A 17082-nucleotide genomic window follows, 5' to 3' on the forward strand; every position below is an offset into this window, starting at 1 on the left:
CAAATAAAAGAATATCCAGATACAACTGGCCGATATGGGGAATATGGAGGAAGATTTGTACCTGAAACATTAATGCCGGCTTTGTTCGAATTGGAGGAAGCCTATAAAACGATTGCGCAGGAAAAGTCATTTATTACTGAATATCAATTACTTTTGAAGGATTATGTAGGAAGAGAGACTCCGTTATACTATGCGAAAAATTTCACCGAACATTTAGGTGGTGCACGGATTTACCTTAAAAGGGAGGATTTAAATCATACCGGTGCTCACAAAATTAATAATACACTTGGTCAGGCCCTGCTTGCCAAAGCAATGGGCAAAACAAGAATTGTGGCGGAAACAGGTGCCGGCCAGCATGGAGTCGCGACTGCTTCAGCTTGTGCCTTGCTTGGCTTGGAAGCAGTGATTTTTATGGGTGAAAAAGATGTGAAGAGGCAAAAACCAAATGTGCTGAAAATGGAATTATTGGGTGCAAAGGTAGTGCCTGTACAACAAGGAAGCTGTTCGCTGAAGGATGCCGTAAATGAAGCTTTACGTTACTGGGTCGGTCATATTGAGGATACACATTATTTATTAGGGTCTGTGATGGGACCGCATCCCTTCCCGCAAATTGTACGAGATTTTCAAAGTGTAATAGGTCGGGAAACCAGGGAGCAATTCCTCGTTTTACACAATCGATTGCCAGATGAAATTATTGCCTGTATCGGGGGTGGCAGCAACGCAATGGGCATGTTTTACGAATTTTTAGAGGATGAACAGGTTACTTTAGTAGGCGTGGAAGCGGCTGGCCAAGGGTTAGATACGAATGAGCATGCAGCATCCCTTTCAAAAGGAGAAAAGGGGATTCTACATGGGGCACTCATGTATCTCCTGCAGGATAAAGCTGGACAGATAGAGGAAGCTCATTCTATATCGGCTGGACTAGATTATCCGGGAGTCGGACCGGAGCACTGCTTTTTGAAGGACGAGGGAAGAGTGGAGTATACATCTATTCGAGATGATGAAGCATTGGAGGCATTTAAGCTGTTAACAAGAAAGGAAGGAATTATACCTGCGCTCGAAAGCTCGCATGCGATAGCGGAAGCAGTCAAAAGGGCACCTGATATGGGGAAAGATCAGTCTATTGTAATTTGTTTATCCGGAAGAGGAGATAAAGATATGGATACCGTCATGAGTGTAATTGGAGGTGTGGAGCATGTCTAATAAGCTAGTAGATTGTTTTTCAGAGGCTAAAAAGAGTGGAGAAAAAGGGTTTATTCCCTATATTATGGGAGGTGATGGAGGGCTCGATCAGCTTGTTCCGACTATCAAGTACTTTGAAAGATTAGAGGCTTCCGCCATTGAAATTGGAATTCCATTTTCGGACCCAGTAGCTGATGGACCAAGCATTCAGGAAGCAGGTTTACGTGCCCTGGAACAGGATGTTACTTTGGAGGATATATTAAATGAATTAAGGAATACGGAGGAAATTATTGAAATTCCGTTAATTATTATGACGTATGCAAATCCTGTTTTATGCCTTGGAATTTCAACATTTGCTGCCAAGTGCAGAGAAGCCTCCATTAGTGCCTGTATCATTCCAGATGTTCCGCTGGAGGAAGAGCAGATGTTTAAGAAGGAGCTCAGTAAGGAAGGCATTGTGTTAATCAGACTCTTACCTTTAACAGCAAATCCAACTCGAATGGCAAAGCTTTGTGATGGAGCGGAAGGTTTTATTTATGCAGTAACGGTAAATGGGACAACAGGAGAACAGGCGCAGTTGAATGATGAGGCCTTTAAAGAACAAATCCTACAACTTAAGCAGAATACGGACTGTCCAATCTATGCGGGATTCGGGATATCCAATGCAAAGACGGCCAATCAATTGTATGACTATTGTGATGGTATTATTGTAGGGAGTAAGGTTGTAAGTTTGTTGCATCAGGGGGGACATAAGGAATTGGAGTCCTTTGTAAAAGAATTGAATAGAAATAAGGTAAAGCAAACAACCAGCTAACAATTTGTATGATTATTAGTCAAATAAGCCGCTTCACTTCTGTTTTTTTCCAGGAAAGATAGGGTATAAAAGAAAGCAACCCATATCTTGTGAGGGCAAAAAGAATAAGTGGAGGGGAATATATGGAAACGACTGGTATGCAAAAACAATTTGAGATGACCAGAAGCAAGCTGCAGGACATTTTAGAGGATTTATCTGAAGCAGAAGCTGATCTTCAACCAGAAGGTTTTAATAATACGATTCGCTGGCAATTAGGGCATGTACTGGTAAGTGCTGAATCCTTCTTGTTTGGCTATCCTGGCAGCAGTTCACCGCTTTCTGAGTTATATGGAGAATTTTTCAGTAGTGGAACTTCGCCAAAATATTGGCAAAGAAGTGCACCTTCTTTGAATGATATTAAATCTAATTATCAATCTCAGGAAAAGAGAATTAAAGATTTACCTGAGGAATTCTGGAGAGAAGAGGTAACTGGTCCTCTTGAAAAGTTTGGTATTAGTACAAAAAGCGAATTGTTTCACTTATTACTTAGCCATGAAGCGATGCATTTAGGGCAGATTCAATCATTAAAAAAATTAGTGGAACGACATAAAACGACTAATCAATATTAATAAAGAGAGCGGGGAAGGTGTCATATCCCAAAAGTTAGAGTAGAACTAACTTTTAAGGAGCGGTACCGTATTCCCCGCTTTTTTTTAAGTTTCTGTTTATTTCTTGAGCAAAAGATCTGATAAATTCTTTGCATCTGTTTCTAGTGTACCGAGCCCTTCTTTAGGATGGTCACTAATAATAGTTGCCGAATCATTGCTCGAGGTTAAGAATAAGAGATATTCAGTAATCGTTCAGTACTTTCTTTGTCATTTTTAAAATATAAGGTTAATTTTACATCTTCGGGTCCAGCTAACTTAGCTTCTCTATTTGGTTCCCATGTGATTTGTTGAAATATCTCACGTGATTTTTCAATGGTTCCTTCATCTGTAATCGTATTAATTTCTTCATAAGCATCATCCTTTTTAAGGACTTCCACATCAATCCTGATAAGTTGATTTAAGTTATAACCATTGGAGGCTTGAACATTATGATCCTTCAGAGTTTTATTCATATATACGGTTATAAATAAAACAAGAATGATACCGGTCATCAACAAAACAAATGGTTTTTTAAACAAGAATATCACATCTATATTTATGAATCCCTAGAAATATATCCTAATCGAGATAAATAGTTTTTATATTCGACTCTTCATAATAAAGAATCTGATTAAAGATTAACATAATTTCTGGAAAATAGGTTTATCTTGGAAAATTTGACTAATAAAATGTTCCATTTTACGGAGTTTTAATAAGGAAAGAAAATTTTAAATCAATCAGTAAAGATCTCAAATGAGGTCTTTTTTTCGTACCTAATACCTACTTTCTTTAAGCACATTCGCTATTCCAATATAAATTTTTCATGAAATGAAAAGTCTTTGGAAAAACTGTTTGAGAGGTGATTGGAATGAAAAAGAGTGGCATCAGAAAAGGACGTTTACTTATTGCTGTATTTAGTGTTTGGCTAAATTTACCTATAAATTGGATAGAAGCTAGTCCAAATATGAGTCATCAAGAAGAAAATATCATGCACGTTCTTAGGTACCAACAATCTACGGCTGATGCGTCATTTAGCAAAGGTTTTAAAGTGGCTAAACAAAGACTCGATCGAGCTCTGCAACAAAAGACGGATGAGGATAAAGCCATTATTTTAGATTTAGATGAAGACGTACTGAATAACCGCCCTTTTTTAGCTCGGTTAGCTCAAAAGAACAGCTCCTTTAATGATAAAGAATGGGAGGCATGGGTCAACCAAGCAAATGCCAAACCTCTGCCCGGTGCATTAGAGTTCCTTCAATATGCGGATATGAAGGGAATCCAAATCTTTTATGTGTCAAACAGGGAAAAACATTTATATGAGGCTACTGAAAAAAATCTAAAGAAGGCTGGATTACCGCAAACAGATCAGGGACATCTTATTTTACTATCAGATGAAGTGAATGCAGAATCAAGAAGAAAAGCAATCGAAAAGAATCATATCGTCATTCTGAATCTCGGTGATAATTTAATTAATTTTTCCAAGTAAATTGATACTTATAATCCTCTAGAACAGACGTGGTAGGAAATAAGTATATCGTGTTATCAACTCCATGAAATGAAACTGGACAAAGGAGGTACGTTATTTACTCGAAGTTGATGGGTAAGCAAATGTCAGTTTCGATTGTGGAGCTGACTATTTTATTTTCAAAAGCTATCGAAAACTTATACCGGAGTTTTAGGAGTAGCTATGCCCCGCTTATGCCGCACCTATCTCCGGTCAAAGGTGGAGCAAAGGTGTAGGAAAGGTGGGAGAAAGGAGGCATTCCCCGGCTATGGACCACCTATGATGCACCTATCCCCGGTCAAAGGTGGAGCAAAGGTGTAGGAAAGGTGGGAAAAAGGAGGCATTTTCCGGCTATGGACCACCTATGATGCACCTATACCGGGTCAAAGGGTGAGTAAAGGTGTAGGAAAGGTGAGGGAAAGGAGATATTCCCCGGCTATAGACCATCTATGACCCACCTATTCAGCACCTTTGTTACCACTTTCGTAAACCTTTTCGACAAACCAGATTAGATTTCTTACCTTACTATATCGTTAAAATTTCCTATTCCTATTGTTGTATACTAAAAATATAAGAAGAGAGGTGGTCGATGATGAATATTTATTTTTCGAATGATATCAGACAAATCGACAGTAAAGCTGAAGCGGATGGGCTGTCCATCTTTACTTTAATGGAAAACTCCGGACAGGCTTTGTTCAGAGAAGTATCCAGTTTGATCAAGAGGGAAGATGAAGTTGGAATCATCGCTGGGCAAGGAAATAATGGAGGCGATGCAATTGTCCTTGCGAGATTATTGCTGAATCACGGTTACAAGGCAACGCTTATTTTGCCGTTTGGATTGCCAAAGTCTGAAGTTGCACAACAGCATTTTTCTTATTTTATTACTTGTGGATACCCATACACCCAAACGATTGAAAATGAATATGATGTTCTGGTAGATGGGCTCTTTGGAATTGGGTTTAAACCGCCATTTTCCAGCCAGGCAGATCGAGTGCTTGCCTACTGGAACCAATCACAGGCTGTGAAAATTGCGATTGATATTCCATCGGGTGTTGAAGCAGATAGAGGTAATGTAGTGACCGCCTTTAAAGCGGATTACACATTATGCTTACATGGGGTTAAACCTTCAGCTTTTTTAGTGCCTTCGGCTGAGTTTTATGGGACAGTCAAATCGTTGGATATTGGATTGGTTCAGCAATCAGGCTGGAGAGTATGGACAGAGGAAGATGTTAAACAAACATGGCCTGCTTTACCAAAAAATCCGCACAAAGGTTCATTTGGAACCGGATTATTAATTGCTGGCAGTGAAGAAATGCCAGGCTGTGCACTTCTGTCTGGGCTCGGTGCTATGCGTTCCGGAATCGGCAAACTGATGATCGCAACAGATAAAAGTGTAGCACAAATTGTTTGTCAGAGACTTCCTGAAGCAACCTATTGGTATCACTCGCTTCAACAATTAAAAGAAAATAAACAGTTATCCAGTATGAAAGCAGCAGCAATCGGTCCTGGTTTGGATTTGGATGAACAATTGGAGGATAAAGTTCAATTTTTATTGAATCAACCTGATCTGCCTCTTATTTTAGATGCAGCTGCCCTGCAAAAAAGAGAGTATCCAAAAGGGCGTCCGGCACCGGTTATATTGACACCTCATCCAGGAGAGATGGCTCGTATTACAGGATTATCTGCTAAGTGGATCAATGAAAACCGCATTTCGGTTGCACGTGATTTTGCTATTGAACATGAGGTAACAGTTATTTTAAAAGGAGTAAATACGGTTATCGCTTTTCCAGATGGAACTGGCTATATCAATCAAACGGGAAATCGCGGTCTTTCAAAAGGAGGTTCTGGAGACACATTGCTTGGAATTATTCTAGGATTACTGTGTCAAACTGAACCATTCTCACACTATACAACAGCCGTGTCGAATGGGGTTTATCTTCATGGAAAATCGTCAGAATATTGGGCCATTGAACGTGAACCGAGTGCAATGCTAGCAACAGATATTATGGAGGTTTGGCCATATCTTTTAAAAGAATTAAATCTTAAAAAAATAGGTAGAAAGGTATTAATTTAGCAAAAAAACGGGAATAGACAAATAAAAACATGGAAAGGAGTCTCTTGATGAATCGAGTCTATACTTACACCAAGAAAGAAGAAGTCGTCAATGCGATTACACACGGGATAGGAGCAGCTTTATCCTTTGCGGCCCTCATTTTAATGATTGTTTTTTCTTTAACGAATGGAGCGGGCGATAGGCTATCAGTTGTTTTGGTCTATGGAATATCGATGTTGATGCTATTCACATTCTCGACTCTGACTCATGCATTTCCTGAAGGCAAAGTCAAAGTGATTATGGAATTCTTTGACCATACCTCTATCTATTTGTTTATTGCAGGGACCTATACACCTTATGCAATCATAGCAATTGGTGGAAAAACAGGCTATGCTTTATTAACAATCATTTGGACTTTGGCTATAGCCGGAATTGTTTTTAAAGCCATTTTTCTAAGAAAATTTGTCGTTCTCTCTACCGTGATTTATATCATCATGGGTTGGTTAATTGTTGTAGCATGGGAGCCATTAAAAATGGCAGTTCCTCCAACTGGATTAATGATGCTTGTGTATGGCGGTTTATTATACACGGTAGGAAGCATCTTTTATGTATGGAGAGGGTTTCCTTATCATCATGCGATTTGGCATCTGATGGTATTGGTTGCTTCTATTCTGCACTTTTTATCTATCTTTTTGTATGTATTACCTATGTAAATTAAAAAAATGTCGATTCAATACTCCAACAAAGGTTTGGAGTTTGAATCGACATTTTTTAATATCTTTTTTGATTTTGTAAGAAATGTAACGTTTTCTCGCCAACTGCTCGGGCGCTTTGTGGATTTTGTCCTGTAATCACTCGCTCATTTTCCACCACATGTGATGTGAAAGGAACGGCTGATTTTGTGAATTTTCCAGCTTTAGCTGTTAACTCATTTTGAAGCTTGAATGGTATTTTATGTGATGCAAACATGATTGTTTCTTCCATATTTGTATAACCGGTGACTGTTTTTCCTTCCAAGAGATGAGTCCCATCAGATAACTCAACATTCAATAAAGCGGCAGGTCCGTGGCAAACAGCCGAAACGACACCGCCTTTTTCATATATTTCAGCAGTCAATTTTTGAATGCTGGATTGGTTTGGGAAGTCCCACATTGTACCATGTCCGCCGGCAAAATAGATGCAGCCATATTCATTAGATTTAATCTCGTCAATCGAGGTCGTTTTATCCAATCTACTAATAAAATACGGATCTAGATAGTATTCCTTTGTCCTGTTATCCAGCAAGACAGGGAGAAGGCTTTTCGGATCAAGTGGTACTTTTCCTCCTTTTGTGGAAACTATATCAACCTCATATCCTGCCAATTTTAAACAATCATAAAAATGTACAAGTTCACTTAACCATAAACCTGTTTTATCTTTTTCATTCTTCATATATTCATGGCTCGTTACTACAGCCAATACTTTCTTTTTCGCCATTTAAAATCCTCCTATCTATAAAGTGTAATTTTAACATAAATTGACTCTATTGACCTATTATTATGGTGTTGTGAAATAAAGGAAGGTGTATGTTTTGTTATTTGGTACTTATTATGGGATGTTGCCCCACTAAGGACAAGTTATAGTACTGTATTTCTTGAAAATTGCTAAATTTTATTGGTTAACTTTCCAATAATAAAAGAATAAAAGCTTTAATCTACTGTAGTAAATCAAGATAAAAGAGAAACGATACTTCCAAGTCTTATCTAGATTAAACCAAAGAATATTTAATCTAAATTAATTACGAAAGCGATTTCCAAAATAATGGGCAATATTCCCAATAAATGGTTGATTTTTCAGAATAGTCGGTTTATAATCACTAATGAAAGCGGTTTCTGTTCTCTGATAATGACATGATTTAAATATTTTTGGAAACCGGTTTCTAAACGGTAGTGCTATTATCATTTTTTAAAGATTAATATAGCAAAGGGGGTTGAGCCAGTACAGAATCAAAATTTATCTTTATTGCAACATCATTGGATAATGGTCTGACCAAACTATTATAGGGGGTTTTACAATTGAAAAGCTTTAAAAAATTAGCTGCGATCGGATTATCAACGGTCCTGGCGCTGTCATTGGCAGCATGTAAGGATGAAGAAAAGACTTCTTCAAACGGTGGTAAAAGTGGGGAAAAAGTTACCCTGGATTTCTGGACATTCGGAGCTACGAATTATGAGGATCTTGCGAAGGAATATGAGAAGGAAAATCCTAACGTCACCATTAAAGTAAGAGCAGCTGAAACAGCAGATCATCATGATGCCTTATTCACCTCTTTATCTGCTGGAAGCGGAGCGCCTGATATCACGATGTTGGAAATTGACCAACTGGACCGTTTTAAAGGAGCACAGGATCGCTTTGAAAACTTATATGATCTTGGTGCAAAAGATATTCAGGATCAGTACTTAGATTGGAAATGGAAAACAGGTGAGAATGATAGTGGGGATTTCTTGATTGGTCTGCCAACAGATATTGGACCGAAGGCCTTGTACTATCGTGCAGATTTATTTGAAGCTGCAGGTCTTCCAACAGATCCAGAAGAAGTAGCCACACTTATTAATTCACCAAAAGCTTTTGAAGAAGCTGGTGTGAAAGTGAAGGAAAAAACAGGCAAGGTGTTTATAGATAGTATCGAAATGGCATTCAGAGCTTACTTGGATGGTGCAGAAACAACATTCCTTAATTCTAAAGGGGAGTTGTTGATTGAAGAAGATGGTAACGCCGTTAAAGAAGCATATGATTATGCTGTGAAATTGAACGAAATGGGTATTGTCGGTAAATTCGAAATGTGGTCACCGGAGTGGGCAAATGCTGTAAATAAAGGTGAGTTTGCTGCTGAATTAGGAGCTGGCTGGTTAAAAGGCTGGATGGAAGGGAATGCGCAAGAAGCTTCCGGTAAATGGAGAGTTGCGACATTACCATCTGAATTTGCGGCAAACTGGGGTGGCTCATTCATCTCCATACCAAGCGAAACGAAAAATGCAAAAGAAGCATATAAATTTACTTCATGGTTAGTTTCTCCAGATAATCAACTGAAATCCTTCCAAGACAAGGGACTTTTCCCTTCCGCACAATCTGTATATGAAATGGACGCTTTCAAAACAAACGAAGATGCATTCTTTGGCGGTCAAGCAACAGCACCTGTTTTTGCAAAAGCAGCACAGGATATCAGTGGGGCTGTTTATAAAGGGGAAAAATATTTCCCAATCTATTCAGAAGTATTGAATGGCTTAAAGAATGTTCAAAATAAAGGAACGGATCCAGAAAAAGAATGGAAAGCCGCTGTTAAACGCTCCAAAGGCTTATTAAACCGGTAATTTCAATAGATTACTAATAAGGTGGGAATCGGCGTGATTTTCATGGAAACGTCGCTCCCATCTTTGATGGGAAAAGAGGTGTAGAAATGGATCCAGTGAAAGCGAATCCTGGTATGAACGAAATCAAAGTTAAAAAGAAGCGAGCTAGGTCTGAGGCAAAAAAAGATATGTATTCCGCTTATTTATACATTGCTCCTTTCTTTATCATTTTTGCGATTATTGGTTTGTATCCGATGATTTTCAGTATTTATTTAGCATTTCAAAAGTGGAATGGTCTCAGTCCCATGGTCTCAGTGGGGTTGGATAATTTTAAGGTTGTTTTAACAGACCCTCTATTTTGGAAGGCTGTTTATAATACGATTGTTATGGGCATTATGGGCACGGCTCCGCAAATTGTGTTTGGAATCATTTTTGCTTATCTGTTAAATCTAGCCTTCCTAAGATTTAAAAACTTCTTCAGAGTCACTATTTTTATGCCCTATATTACATCAATGGTTGCGGTAGCCTTGATTTTCAGCGTGCTGTTTAGTAATCATGAATCCTCCTTAGCCAATTATGTTCTTAGTTTAGCAGGTCTTGATCCAGTAAGCTGGGCAAGTTCAGAATGGGGAACGAAAATTGCGATATCCATTATGGTCTTTTGGCGATGGGTTGGATATAATACGATCATTTATCTGGCAGGAATTCAGAGTATTCCTAATGAATTGTATGAAGCTGCCACGATTGATGGGGCAAATAAAATGCAACAGTTTCGCTATATAACTATCCCTTTGTTAAAACCATTTATTATACTGACGGTCTTTACTTCTACGGTAGGAGCTTTGCAGTTGTTCTCCGAGCCTACAATATTTATGGGAACGGGGGCCTTTACAAGAGATGAGGCAATGACGATTGTCATGTACCTGTATCGTGATGCTTTCAGATTGCAATCCTTTGGTACTGCTTCTGCAACAGCTATTATTTTGCTGGTATTAATCTCAGTGATTGCAGCAATCAATGTATACGTAACTTCTGGAGTTGGAAGAAAAAGGAGGAGTGGGCAATGACTAAAAATAAAAAAGTAAGGAAATTTTCCATAAGCAAACTATTAGTTTATGGCTTACTGGGCATCTCCTCCTTATTATCCTTGTTCCCGTTTTATTGGATGTTTGTAATGGCGACTAGTCCAAGCTCGGCCTTTAACTCGATTCCTCCCACTCTTACACCGGGTAATATGTTAGTTGAAAATTTTAAAAAGGTATTAAATCAAATTGATTTCTTCGGTTCAATGTGGAACTCATTTGTCATTTGTGCCATTGTAACCATCGTTGTTTTATTCATTAGTTCATTGGCCGGTTTTGCATTTGCAAAGTTTACGTTCCGGGGAAAAAATGTACTATTTATCGCGATTTTGCTAACGATGATTATTCCGCCTCAATTGGGTTTAATCCCTCAATATTTCCTTATATCAAAGGCGGGCATGCTTGATACCTTACCAGGTGTAATGGTGTTATTCTTTTTAAATCCTTTGGGTATCTTTCTCATGAGGCAATATATAAGTAAATCGGTTCCTGATGAGCTTATCGAAGCAGCAAAGTTAGATGGCTGTTCAAACTTTAGAATTTATCGCAGTATCATTGTGCCGATTACTCTACCTGCATTTGCAACATTGGGCATTATTGTCTTTACAGCAGTATGGGGTGAGTTCCTATGGCAGTTTACCGTATTAAGGGATCCGGAAAACTATACGATTCAGGTAGCATTGGCTCAATTAAGCAATACACATAATGTGGACTTTGGAATGATTATGTCAGGTGTATTTTGGGCAACAGTACCGTTATTACTAGTATTCTTATTTTTCAACAGGTTGTTTATTTCGAGTATTACTGAGGGCTCAGTTAAATAAACATTCCTTCCAAATTTATGCTTAACTATTGAAACTCCTATTAACCTAAAAATGGGTAACCAAACTACTCGAATTTAGAAGGGATTAACATGAATTTAACGATTAAAGATATTGCACAAATGGCAAATGTATCTCAAGGTACAGTTTCAAAGGTAATCAATAATTATGAGGGAATAAGTGAAAAAACGAAAAAAAAAGTAATGGATATTATTAACCAAAACGGTTATGAGCCAAACTTTTCTGCCAGATCCTTGGCAACGAAAAAGTCAAATTTAATTGGGTTAATTTATGCCGGAAGAATTAATGTAGATATGACCCATCCTTATTTTAATGAGGTTATCTCTTCATTTAAAAAAAATATTGGTTTACTTGGATACGATATTTTAATGTTTTCAAACGAACATTTTCAATCCGATAATGGAAGTTATTTAGCAAGATGCCGGCATTTTAATGTGGATGGCTGTTTAATTATTGCAGGTGAAGAGGTGGAGGAATCTACCTACGCTTTAGCTTTAGCCGGCCTACCCTGTATCGGAATCGATATTGAATTAAAAGGGCCAAAGGCTAGCTATATCATGACTGATAATTTGGGCTTGTCGAGAAAAGTGGTGGAGTATTTGTACCTTCATGCCATTAAAAAAATTGGTTTTATTGGCGGTATATTTGATTCTCCTGTTTCTATCTTTCGCAAAAAGGGTTTCCTGGAGGCGCTGAATCAATTTGGACTCGAAATTTGTGAGGACTGGTTTCAATACGGTGATTTTCATGAGGAAAGCGGGTATGCGGCAATGAAGAAAATCCTGCGCTCTAAAACGCTGCCAGAAGCAATTTTTGCGACATCAGATATGATGGCCCTCGGCGCCTTGCAAGCTATTAAAGAGGCTGGCTTAAGCTGTCCAGATGATATCCGGTTAATTGGCTGTGATGATATTGCTGCTTGCCGTTATAGTTCTCCAAAATTAACAACGGTGAAACAGGATAAGGAAAAGTTTGGTAAATTATCCGCTTATATGCTCGATGATTTAATTAATGACAGATCCCAATTAAAACCGATATTTATTGATTCCGAATTAATTATCCGAGAATCCTGAAGTTTCATAGACTTTAAGGTTCACAGATGCTGATAAAATCAGATGTTTTCGATGTATGAAGCTATTTTTAACCCATAAGAAACAAAGATTTATTGGATACGATAATTGAATGAAAAATTGGGTTTGCTGGAGGTTATATGGTGAATTACTATGCGGTACTTGACGTTGGAGGCTCTGCCATTAAATATGCACTTATGGATGAAACGGGTTGTTTTATTGAAAAATCCTCACTTCCAACTCCTAAAGAGAGTCTTCCCGAATTTATAGATACAATTGATACGATCGTGAGCGATTTTAAAAATAAATATGTGATAAAAGGTCTGGCGGTGAGTATGCCAGGTGCGGTGAATATTGAAACCGGAATCATAGAGGGGATAACAGCACTCCCTTATATCCATGGCCCTAATATAAAAGAACTCCTTCAGGAACGGACAAATTTACCGGTAGAATTGGAGAATGACGCTAATTGCGCCGGATTGGCGGAGGGCTGGATTGGTGCGGCAAAGGATGTAAAGGATTATCTTTGTATAGTGATTGGCACCGGTATTGGTGGTGCCGTCGTACTTGATAAAAAAATTCGGCATGGGAGAAATGGGTTTGCTGGAGAATTCGGATATATGAAGATGGAGGGTTATCTGGGAACGCAACCAGCAGAGACCTATAGCACGTTGGCAGCCGTTGGAGGCTTGATTAAGCAGGTGGCTAAACGAAAAGAAAGAGACCCAGATACTTTTACCGGTAAGATGATCTTTGAGCTTGCTGAACATGGAGACACAGAGGTGCAGGAAGAGATTGACAAATTTATGCGTCGTCTTGCTGTCGGCATATATAATCTACAATTTATTCTGGATCCGGATAAGATTTTGATTGGCGGAGCAATCAGTAATCGCGAAGGATTTATCGACAAGATTAATGAAACATTAAACGAAATGAAATATGAAACAGATGGATTAACAGTCAAAGTAGAGAGATGTCAGTTTGGAAATGATTCTAATTTAATTGGTGCTTTGTATCATTTTTTACAGCGGCAGAAGGATTCCATTATGGTTTAAAGCCAGAGTCTAATTGCCGAGTTTATAAATGGGAAAGGCAACATTCAGACGGAAGGGAGACTAAAACGATTATGTATAAAACATTAAAACCGTTTCCGACAGACTTTTTATGGGGAGCTGCTTCTGCTGCCTATCAAATTGAAGGTGCATGGGATATAGACGGAAAAGGGGTTAGTAATTGGGATCAATTTGTCCGTATCCCGGGTAAGACATATAAAGGAACGACGGGAGATGTCGCAGTAGACCATTATCATCGTTATAAGGAAGATGTCCGTTTAATGGCAGAAATGGGGTTAAAGGCGTACCGTTTTTCTGTATCTTGGCCGCGTATTTTTCCAGATGGAAGAGATGAGATCAACGAGCAGGGTCTCGCGTTTTATGATGATTTGATTAATGAGCTGCACAAGTATCAAATTGAACCTATCTTAACCTTGTACCATTGGGATTTACCACAAGCACTTCAGGACGAATATGGCGGATGGGAGTCCAGAAGAATCGTAGAGGATTTTACAAATTATAGTGTGGAGTGTTTTAAACGGTTTGGAGACCGTGTGAAATACTGGGTCAGCTTAAATGAACAAAATATTTTTACTCGCTTTGGATATGATCAAGGTTCACATCCACCGGGCGTAAAGGATACGAAGTTATTCTACCAAGTGAATCATCACGCAAATCTGGCTAATGCCAGTGTCATCAAAGCATTCCGTCAATATGTCCCGGATGGACTGATTGGCCCGAGCTTTGCCTATGGTCCAGCTTACCCGGCATCTTCAAAGCCGGAAGATATTTTAGCTGCTGAGAATGCAGAGGAGCTGAATAGTCATTGGTGGATGGATATATATACTTGGGGAAAATACCCGAAGGCCGCGTGGAACTACTTGGTTGAAGAAGGTCTTGCTCCTGAAGTGGAAGAGCAGGACTTTGTCTTATTAAGAGAAGGTAAGCCAGACTTTATGGGCTTAAACTATTATCAAACCTCGACCTTTGAAGTCAATCCTTTAGAAGGCGGAGTGGGTGCCGGTGAAATGAATACAACCGGGATCAAAGGGACTTCAAAGGATTCTGGAATTCCAGGGTTATACAAAACTACGAAGAATCCAAACCTTGAACGGACGAATTGGGATTGGAATATTGATCCGCAAGGACTGAGAACGGCGCTGTGCCGAATCACAAACCGATATGATTTGCCGATTCTGATCAGTGAAAATGGACTCGGCGCATTTGATAAGGTAGAGGACCAGGATATAATCCATGATGATTACCGAATCGATTACCTTCGGGCTCATGTGAAAGCAATTCAAGACGCCATTTCCGATGGTTCCGATGTGATTGGCTATTGTGTCTGGTCTTTCACGGATTTACTAAGTTGGTTGAATGGTTTCCAAAAACGCTACGGGTTCGTCTATGTTAATCAGCACGAAGAAGGCACACATGACTTACGCCGTATCAAAAAGGATAGCTTCTATTGGTACAAGCAAGTCATTGAATCAAACGGGATTTAAGGGAGCGGAGGATTACCTTCGCTTTCTTTTTTTATAATTGGCTGTTTTCGCATAGATTGTTGCTCTTAAAGAAAAAGGTTAAATATCCTTTTGTGTTGCCATTAAATAAAGGTAGCCTCTTCAATCCAATACTCAAGTAAGGCATGTATCTGTTTTTAGAATAATAGAGGATTTTGTAAAGATAACGATTCATGATTCGGCTTTTTATGAGGAGCTTTTCAAGTGTTTTCTCGATTATATACGACATAAAGTATCACTAAATTACATAGAACGAATAATTGCCAATAGTTAAAGGTTGATTAATACAAGTGTATAAATCAATCTTTTTAATGGAAAACCAAGAATAGTATAAATGGCTTAGAAATTAATGGAAAGGTTGTGTGGCATTATCCCTTAAATTTGATGCTCTCTGAGAATCAATTTGTTCGTTATATGAGTAAAATTGTGTGCATATATTTGTTGATAATGGAATTTAGCATTATTAAGTTAAAAAAGGAACAAAATTTATCCTGATCTGAATTTGGAGAGAAGATTTATTTCTATGCTATATTGAAAGGATTATTAAAATGAAACCGTTAAAATACATTGCTTATTCTTTACCGTTGAATTCGACAATTTTTTCGAAAGATGAAGGGCTGCTCTAAGATAAGGAGATAAAAGAGTTTACGGAGTTTGAAGTGGTGAAATAAACATAAAAAGATCCTAAACGACTTAAATGTTATGAGAGGAGAAAGCCTCAATAGAAAGAGGTCAGGTTGTTAATTTATTTTAATATATTTTAGAGGCTGTCATCCTACTCAAGTGGTAAAAAATAAGAGTAAAAAAATATTGTAAGATTTTACAATATGGCATATCATTAGGAAACAAGTTCTTTATTGAGAACAAAATCACTAAGTCTAGGTAAACAATTAGTTTAATTAGGGGGGGGATTTATGGTAAGAAAGAGATTAAGTATGGTTCAATTTTCCCGAGCGTTCGTACCTATTATGGTAATGCTATTTCACTTATCTTTATCCATGCATGAATACTATGATTTTAATTTGCTTGGATTATATCAACTTCCTATGTCGGGTGGGGTGAGTTACTTCTTTGCACTCTCGGGTTTTATGATGTATTACGTTTACCACAACAATTTTGGCCAACCGAAACAATTGAAGAATTACTTTATTAATCGGTTTATACGAATATATCCGCTTTATTGGATTTTAACGCTGCTTTTGCTACCTTTTTTACTTTTGTATCCATGGTATGGAGCAGGACATGAAACGAAGCTTGGTACAATCATTTCATCTTTTTTGCTCAGTCCAAATCCAAGTGACGATCCTCCAATTCTAATTGCTGCCTGGTCATTGAAATTTACGATTCTTTTTTATTTAATGTTTTCTCTTTCATTCATGCCAAAGCCTAGGTTAGGAAAAGCCATTTTAGCCATTTGGGGAGGAATGTGTGTCGCCGTTTTCCTTGGTTACATTCCGGTTACCAATTTTATTACTGGGTTTATTTTTAATGAGATTAATCTTATCCTGCTTGGAGGGATGTGTGCCGCATATTTTGTAACGCATGTTAGGATCAATTGGTTCTTTTCGCTTTTGTTCACTGTAACAGGCATACTGGGTTTTCCTTTTATGTGGCAAAACTCATTGAATCCCATTTACGATATCAACTTTGATCTTGGGACTGGCTTTATGTCCATTCTTCTTATTATAGGGATTGCATCAATAGATCTTAAGAAGGATATACGTATTCCAAGATACTTGAACTATTTAGGAAATGCAGCTTTTTCAATCTATTTATCACATAATATGTCATTGGATTTTTTTAATGAAATGTTTAGCAGGTATTATGTTTACCAAGCTTTGGAGGGATGGGTTTTAAGCATAATTCTCTTTATCATTATGGTCAGTATCGGATGTCTCGTGCATTCTCATCTTGAGAAACCATTAATTAACATGCTTAAGAAGCTTCTGCTGGGTAGGAGAATCAGAATCAAAGGAATCAAAACAGTTGTCGTTAAGTATTAAAG

At 38.1% G+C, this 17082-nt stretch carries 15 protein-coding genes; 13 read left to right on the forward strand and 2 right to left on the reverse strand.

The features are described 5' to 3' along the window. The first annotated feature begins 3 nt into the window (after positions 1-3). From trpB to AC4D4A_RS01450, 3 genes are all read left to right on the forward strand, one after another. On the forward strand, positions 4-1203 hold the full coding sequence (gene trpB, locus AC4D4A_RS01440) for a tryptophan synthase subunit beta (protein ID WP_490994744.1): 1200 nt from the start codon (positions 4-6) through the stop codon (positions 1201-1203). Further along, positions 1196-1996 (forward strand): tryptophan synthase subunit alpha, encoded by an 801-nt coding sequence (gene trpA / locus AC4D4A_RS01445; protein ID WP_490994249.1) that lies wholly within the window; start codon positions 1196-1198, stop codon positions 1994-1996. Before trpB ends, trpA begins: the two co-directional genes overlap by 8 nt. A 122-nt stretch (positions 1997-2118) precedes the next feature. Next, positions 2119-2604 carry a DinB family protein gene (locus tag AC4D4A_RS01450; RefSeq protein WP_490994250.1) on the forward strand — a complete coding sequence of 162 codons (486 nt, stop codon included), beginning with the start codon at positions 2119-2121 and terminating at the stop codon, positions 2602-2604. A 203-nt stretch (positions 2605-2807) separates the two neighbouring features. On the opposite strand, the gene AC4D4A_RS01455 is transcribed toward AC4D4A_RS01450, so the two are convergent. Further along, the gene (locus tag AC4D4A_RS01455) at positions 2808-3161 is read right to left on the reverse strand and encodes a hypothetical protein (protein ID WP_490994251.1); all 354 of its coding nucleotides are present in this window, start codon (positions 3159-3161) and stop codon (positions 2808-2810) included. 329 nt (positions 3162-3490) lie between these two features. Here AC4D4A_RS01455 and AC4D4A_RS01460 point away from each other — a divergent pair, with 329 nt between their 5' ends. From AC4D4A_RS01460 to trhA, 3 genes are all read left to right on the forward strand, one after another. Further along, a complete protein-coding gene (locus AC4D4A_RS01460) occupies positions 3491-4108 on the forward strand; it encodes a 5'-nucleotidase, lipoprotein e(P4) family (RefSeq protein ID WP_490994252.1) in 618 nt (205 codons plus the stop codon). A 610-nt stretch (positions 4109-4718) separates the two neighbouring features. Next, positions 4719-6200: an NAD(P)H-hydrate dehydratase gene (locus tag AC4D4A_RS01465; RefSeq protein ID WP_490994253.1), complete on the forward strand. Its 1482-nt coding sequence runs from the start codon at positions 4719-4721 to the stop codon at positions 6198-6200. A 47-nt stretch (positions 6201-6247) separates the two neighbouring features. Continuing rightward, positions 6248-6892 carry a PAQR family membrane homeostasis protein TrhA gene (gene trhA / locus AC4D4A_RS01470; RefSeq protein ID WP_490994254.1) on the forward strand — a complete coding sequence of 215 codons (645 nt, stop codon included), beginning with the start codon at positions 6248-6250 and terminating at the stop codon, positions 6890-6892. Positions 6893-6950: 58 nt separating this feature from the next. Here the strand turns inward: trhA and AC4D4A_RS01475 are convergent, their stop codons facing one another. Then, entirely contained in the window at positions 6951-7655 is a 705-nt protein-coding gene (locus AC4D4A_RS01475; RefSeq protein WP_490994255.1) for a type 1 glutamine amidotransferase domain-containing protein, read from the reverse strand. Positions 7656-8233: 578 nt separating this feature from the next. Between AC4D4A_RS01475 and AC4D4A_RS01480 the strand changes: the two genes are divergently transcribed. From AC4D4A_RS01480 to AC4D4A_RS01510, 7 genes are all read left to right on the forward strand, one after another. Further along, a complete protein-coding gene (locus AC4D4A_RS01480) occupies positions 8234-9529 on the forward strand; it encodes an ABC transporter substrate-binding protein (RefSeq protein ID WP_490994256.1) in 1296 nt (431 codons plus the stop codon). Between the two features lie 86 nt (positions 9530-9615). After that, positions 9616-10575 (forward strand): carbohydrate ABC transporter permease, encoded by a 960-nt coding sequence (locus AC4D4A_RS01485; protein ID WP_490994257.1) that lies wholly within the window; start codon positions 9616-9618, stop codon positions 10573-10575. After that, positions 10572-11414, forward strand: coding sequence for a carbohydrate ABC transporter permease (locus tag AC4D4A_RS01490; RefSeq protein ID WP_139891830.1), 843 nt, complete (start codon positions 10572-10574; stop codon positions 11412-11414). The genes AC4D4A_RS01485 and AC4D4A_RS01490 overlap by 4 nt, the downstream gene beginning before the upstream one ends. A gap of 89 nt (positions 11415-11503) precedes the next feature. After that, positions 11504-12505 (forward strand): LacI family DNA-binding transcriptional regulator, encoded by a 1002-nt coding sequence (locus AC4D4A_RS01495; protein WP_490994258.1) that lies wholly within the window; start codon positions 11504-11506, stop codon positions 12503-12505. Between the two features lie 140 nt (positions 12506-12645). Beyond that, positions 12646-13557 carry an ROK family protein gene (locus tag AC4D4A_RS01500; RefSeq protein ID WP_490994259.1) on the forward strand — a complete coding sequence of 304 codons (912 nt, stop codon included), beginning with the start codon at positions 12646-12648 and terminating at the stop codon, positions 13555-13557. Positions 13558-13628: 71 nt separating this feature from the next. Then, positions 13629-15059 carry a glycoside hydrolase family 1 protein gene (locus tag AC4D4A_RS01505; protein ID WP_490994260.1) on the forward strand — a complete coding sequence of 477 codons (1431 nt, stop codon included), beginning with the start codon at positions 13629-13631 and terminating at the stop codon, positions 15057-15059. A gap of 932 nt (positions 15060-15991) precedes the next feature. After that, the gene (locus tag AC4D4A_RS01510; RefSeq protein ID WP_490994261.1) at positions 15992-17080 is read left to right on the forward strand and encodes an acyltransferase family protein; all 1089 of its coding nucleotides are present in this window, start codon (positions 15992-15994) and stop codon (positions 17078-17080) included. Positions 17081-17082: the final 2 nt, after the last annotated feature.

It is taken from the genome of Pradoshia sp. Z5_111 (assembly GCF_058267535.1).

Excerpts from the sequence above, each read along its gene's own strand:
- trpA (WP_490994249.1), top strand. The coding sequence starts at position 1,196 with ATGTCTAATAAGCTAGTAGATTGTTTTTCAGAGGCTAAAAAGAGTGGA.
- AC4D4A_RS01450 (WP_490994250.1), top strand. The coding sequence starts at position 2,119 with ATGGAAACGACTGGTATGCAAAAACAATTTGAGATGACCAGAAGCAAG.
- AC4D4A_RS01460 (WP_490994252.1), top strand. The coding sequence starts at position 3,491 with ATGAAAAAGAGTGGCATCAGAAAAGGACGTTTACTTATTGCTGTATTT.
- AC4D4A_RS01465 (WP_490994253.1), top strand. The coding sequence starts at position 4,719 with ATGAATATTTATTTTTCGAATGATATCAGACAAATCGACAGTAAAGCT.
- trhA (WP_490994254.1), top strand. The coding sequence starts at position 6,248 with ATGAATCGAGTCTATACTTACACCAAGAAAGAAGAAGTCGTCAATGCG.
- AC4D4A_RS01475 (WP_490994255.1), bottom strand. The coding sequence starts at position 7,655 with ATGGCGAAAAAGAAAGTATTGGCTGTAGTAACGAGCCATGAATATATG.
- AC4D4A_RS01485 (WP_490994257.1), top strand. The coding sequence starts at position 9,616 with ATGGATCCAGTGAAAGCGAATCCTGGTATGAACGAAATCAAAGTTAAA.
- AC4D4A_RS01490 (WP_139891830.1), top strand. The coding sequence starts at position 10,572 with ATGACTAAAAATAAAAAAGTAAGGAAATTTTCCATAAGCAAACTATTA.
- AC4D4A_RS01495 (WP_490994258.1), top strand. The coding sequence starts at position 11,504 with ATGAATTTAACGATTAAAGATATTGCACAAATGGCAAATGTATCTCAA.
- AC4D4A_RS01505 (WP_490994260.1), top strand. The coding sequence starts at position 13,629 with ATGTATAAAACATTAAAACCGTTTCCGACAGACTTTTTATGGGGAGCT.
- AC4D4A_RS01510 (WP_490994261.1), top strand. The coding sequence starts at position 15,992 with ATGGTAAGAAAGAGATTAAGTATGGTTCAATTTTCCCGAGCGTTCGTA.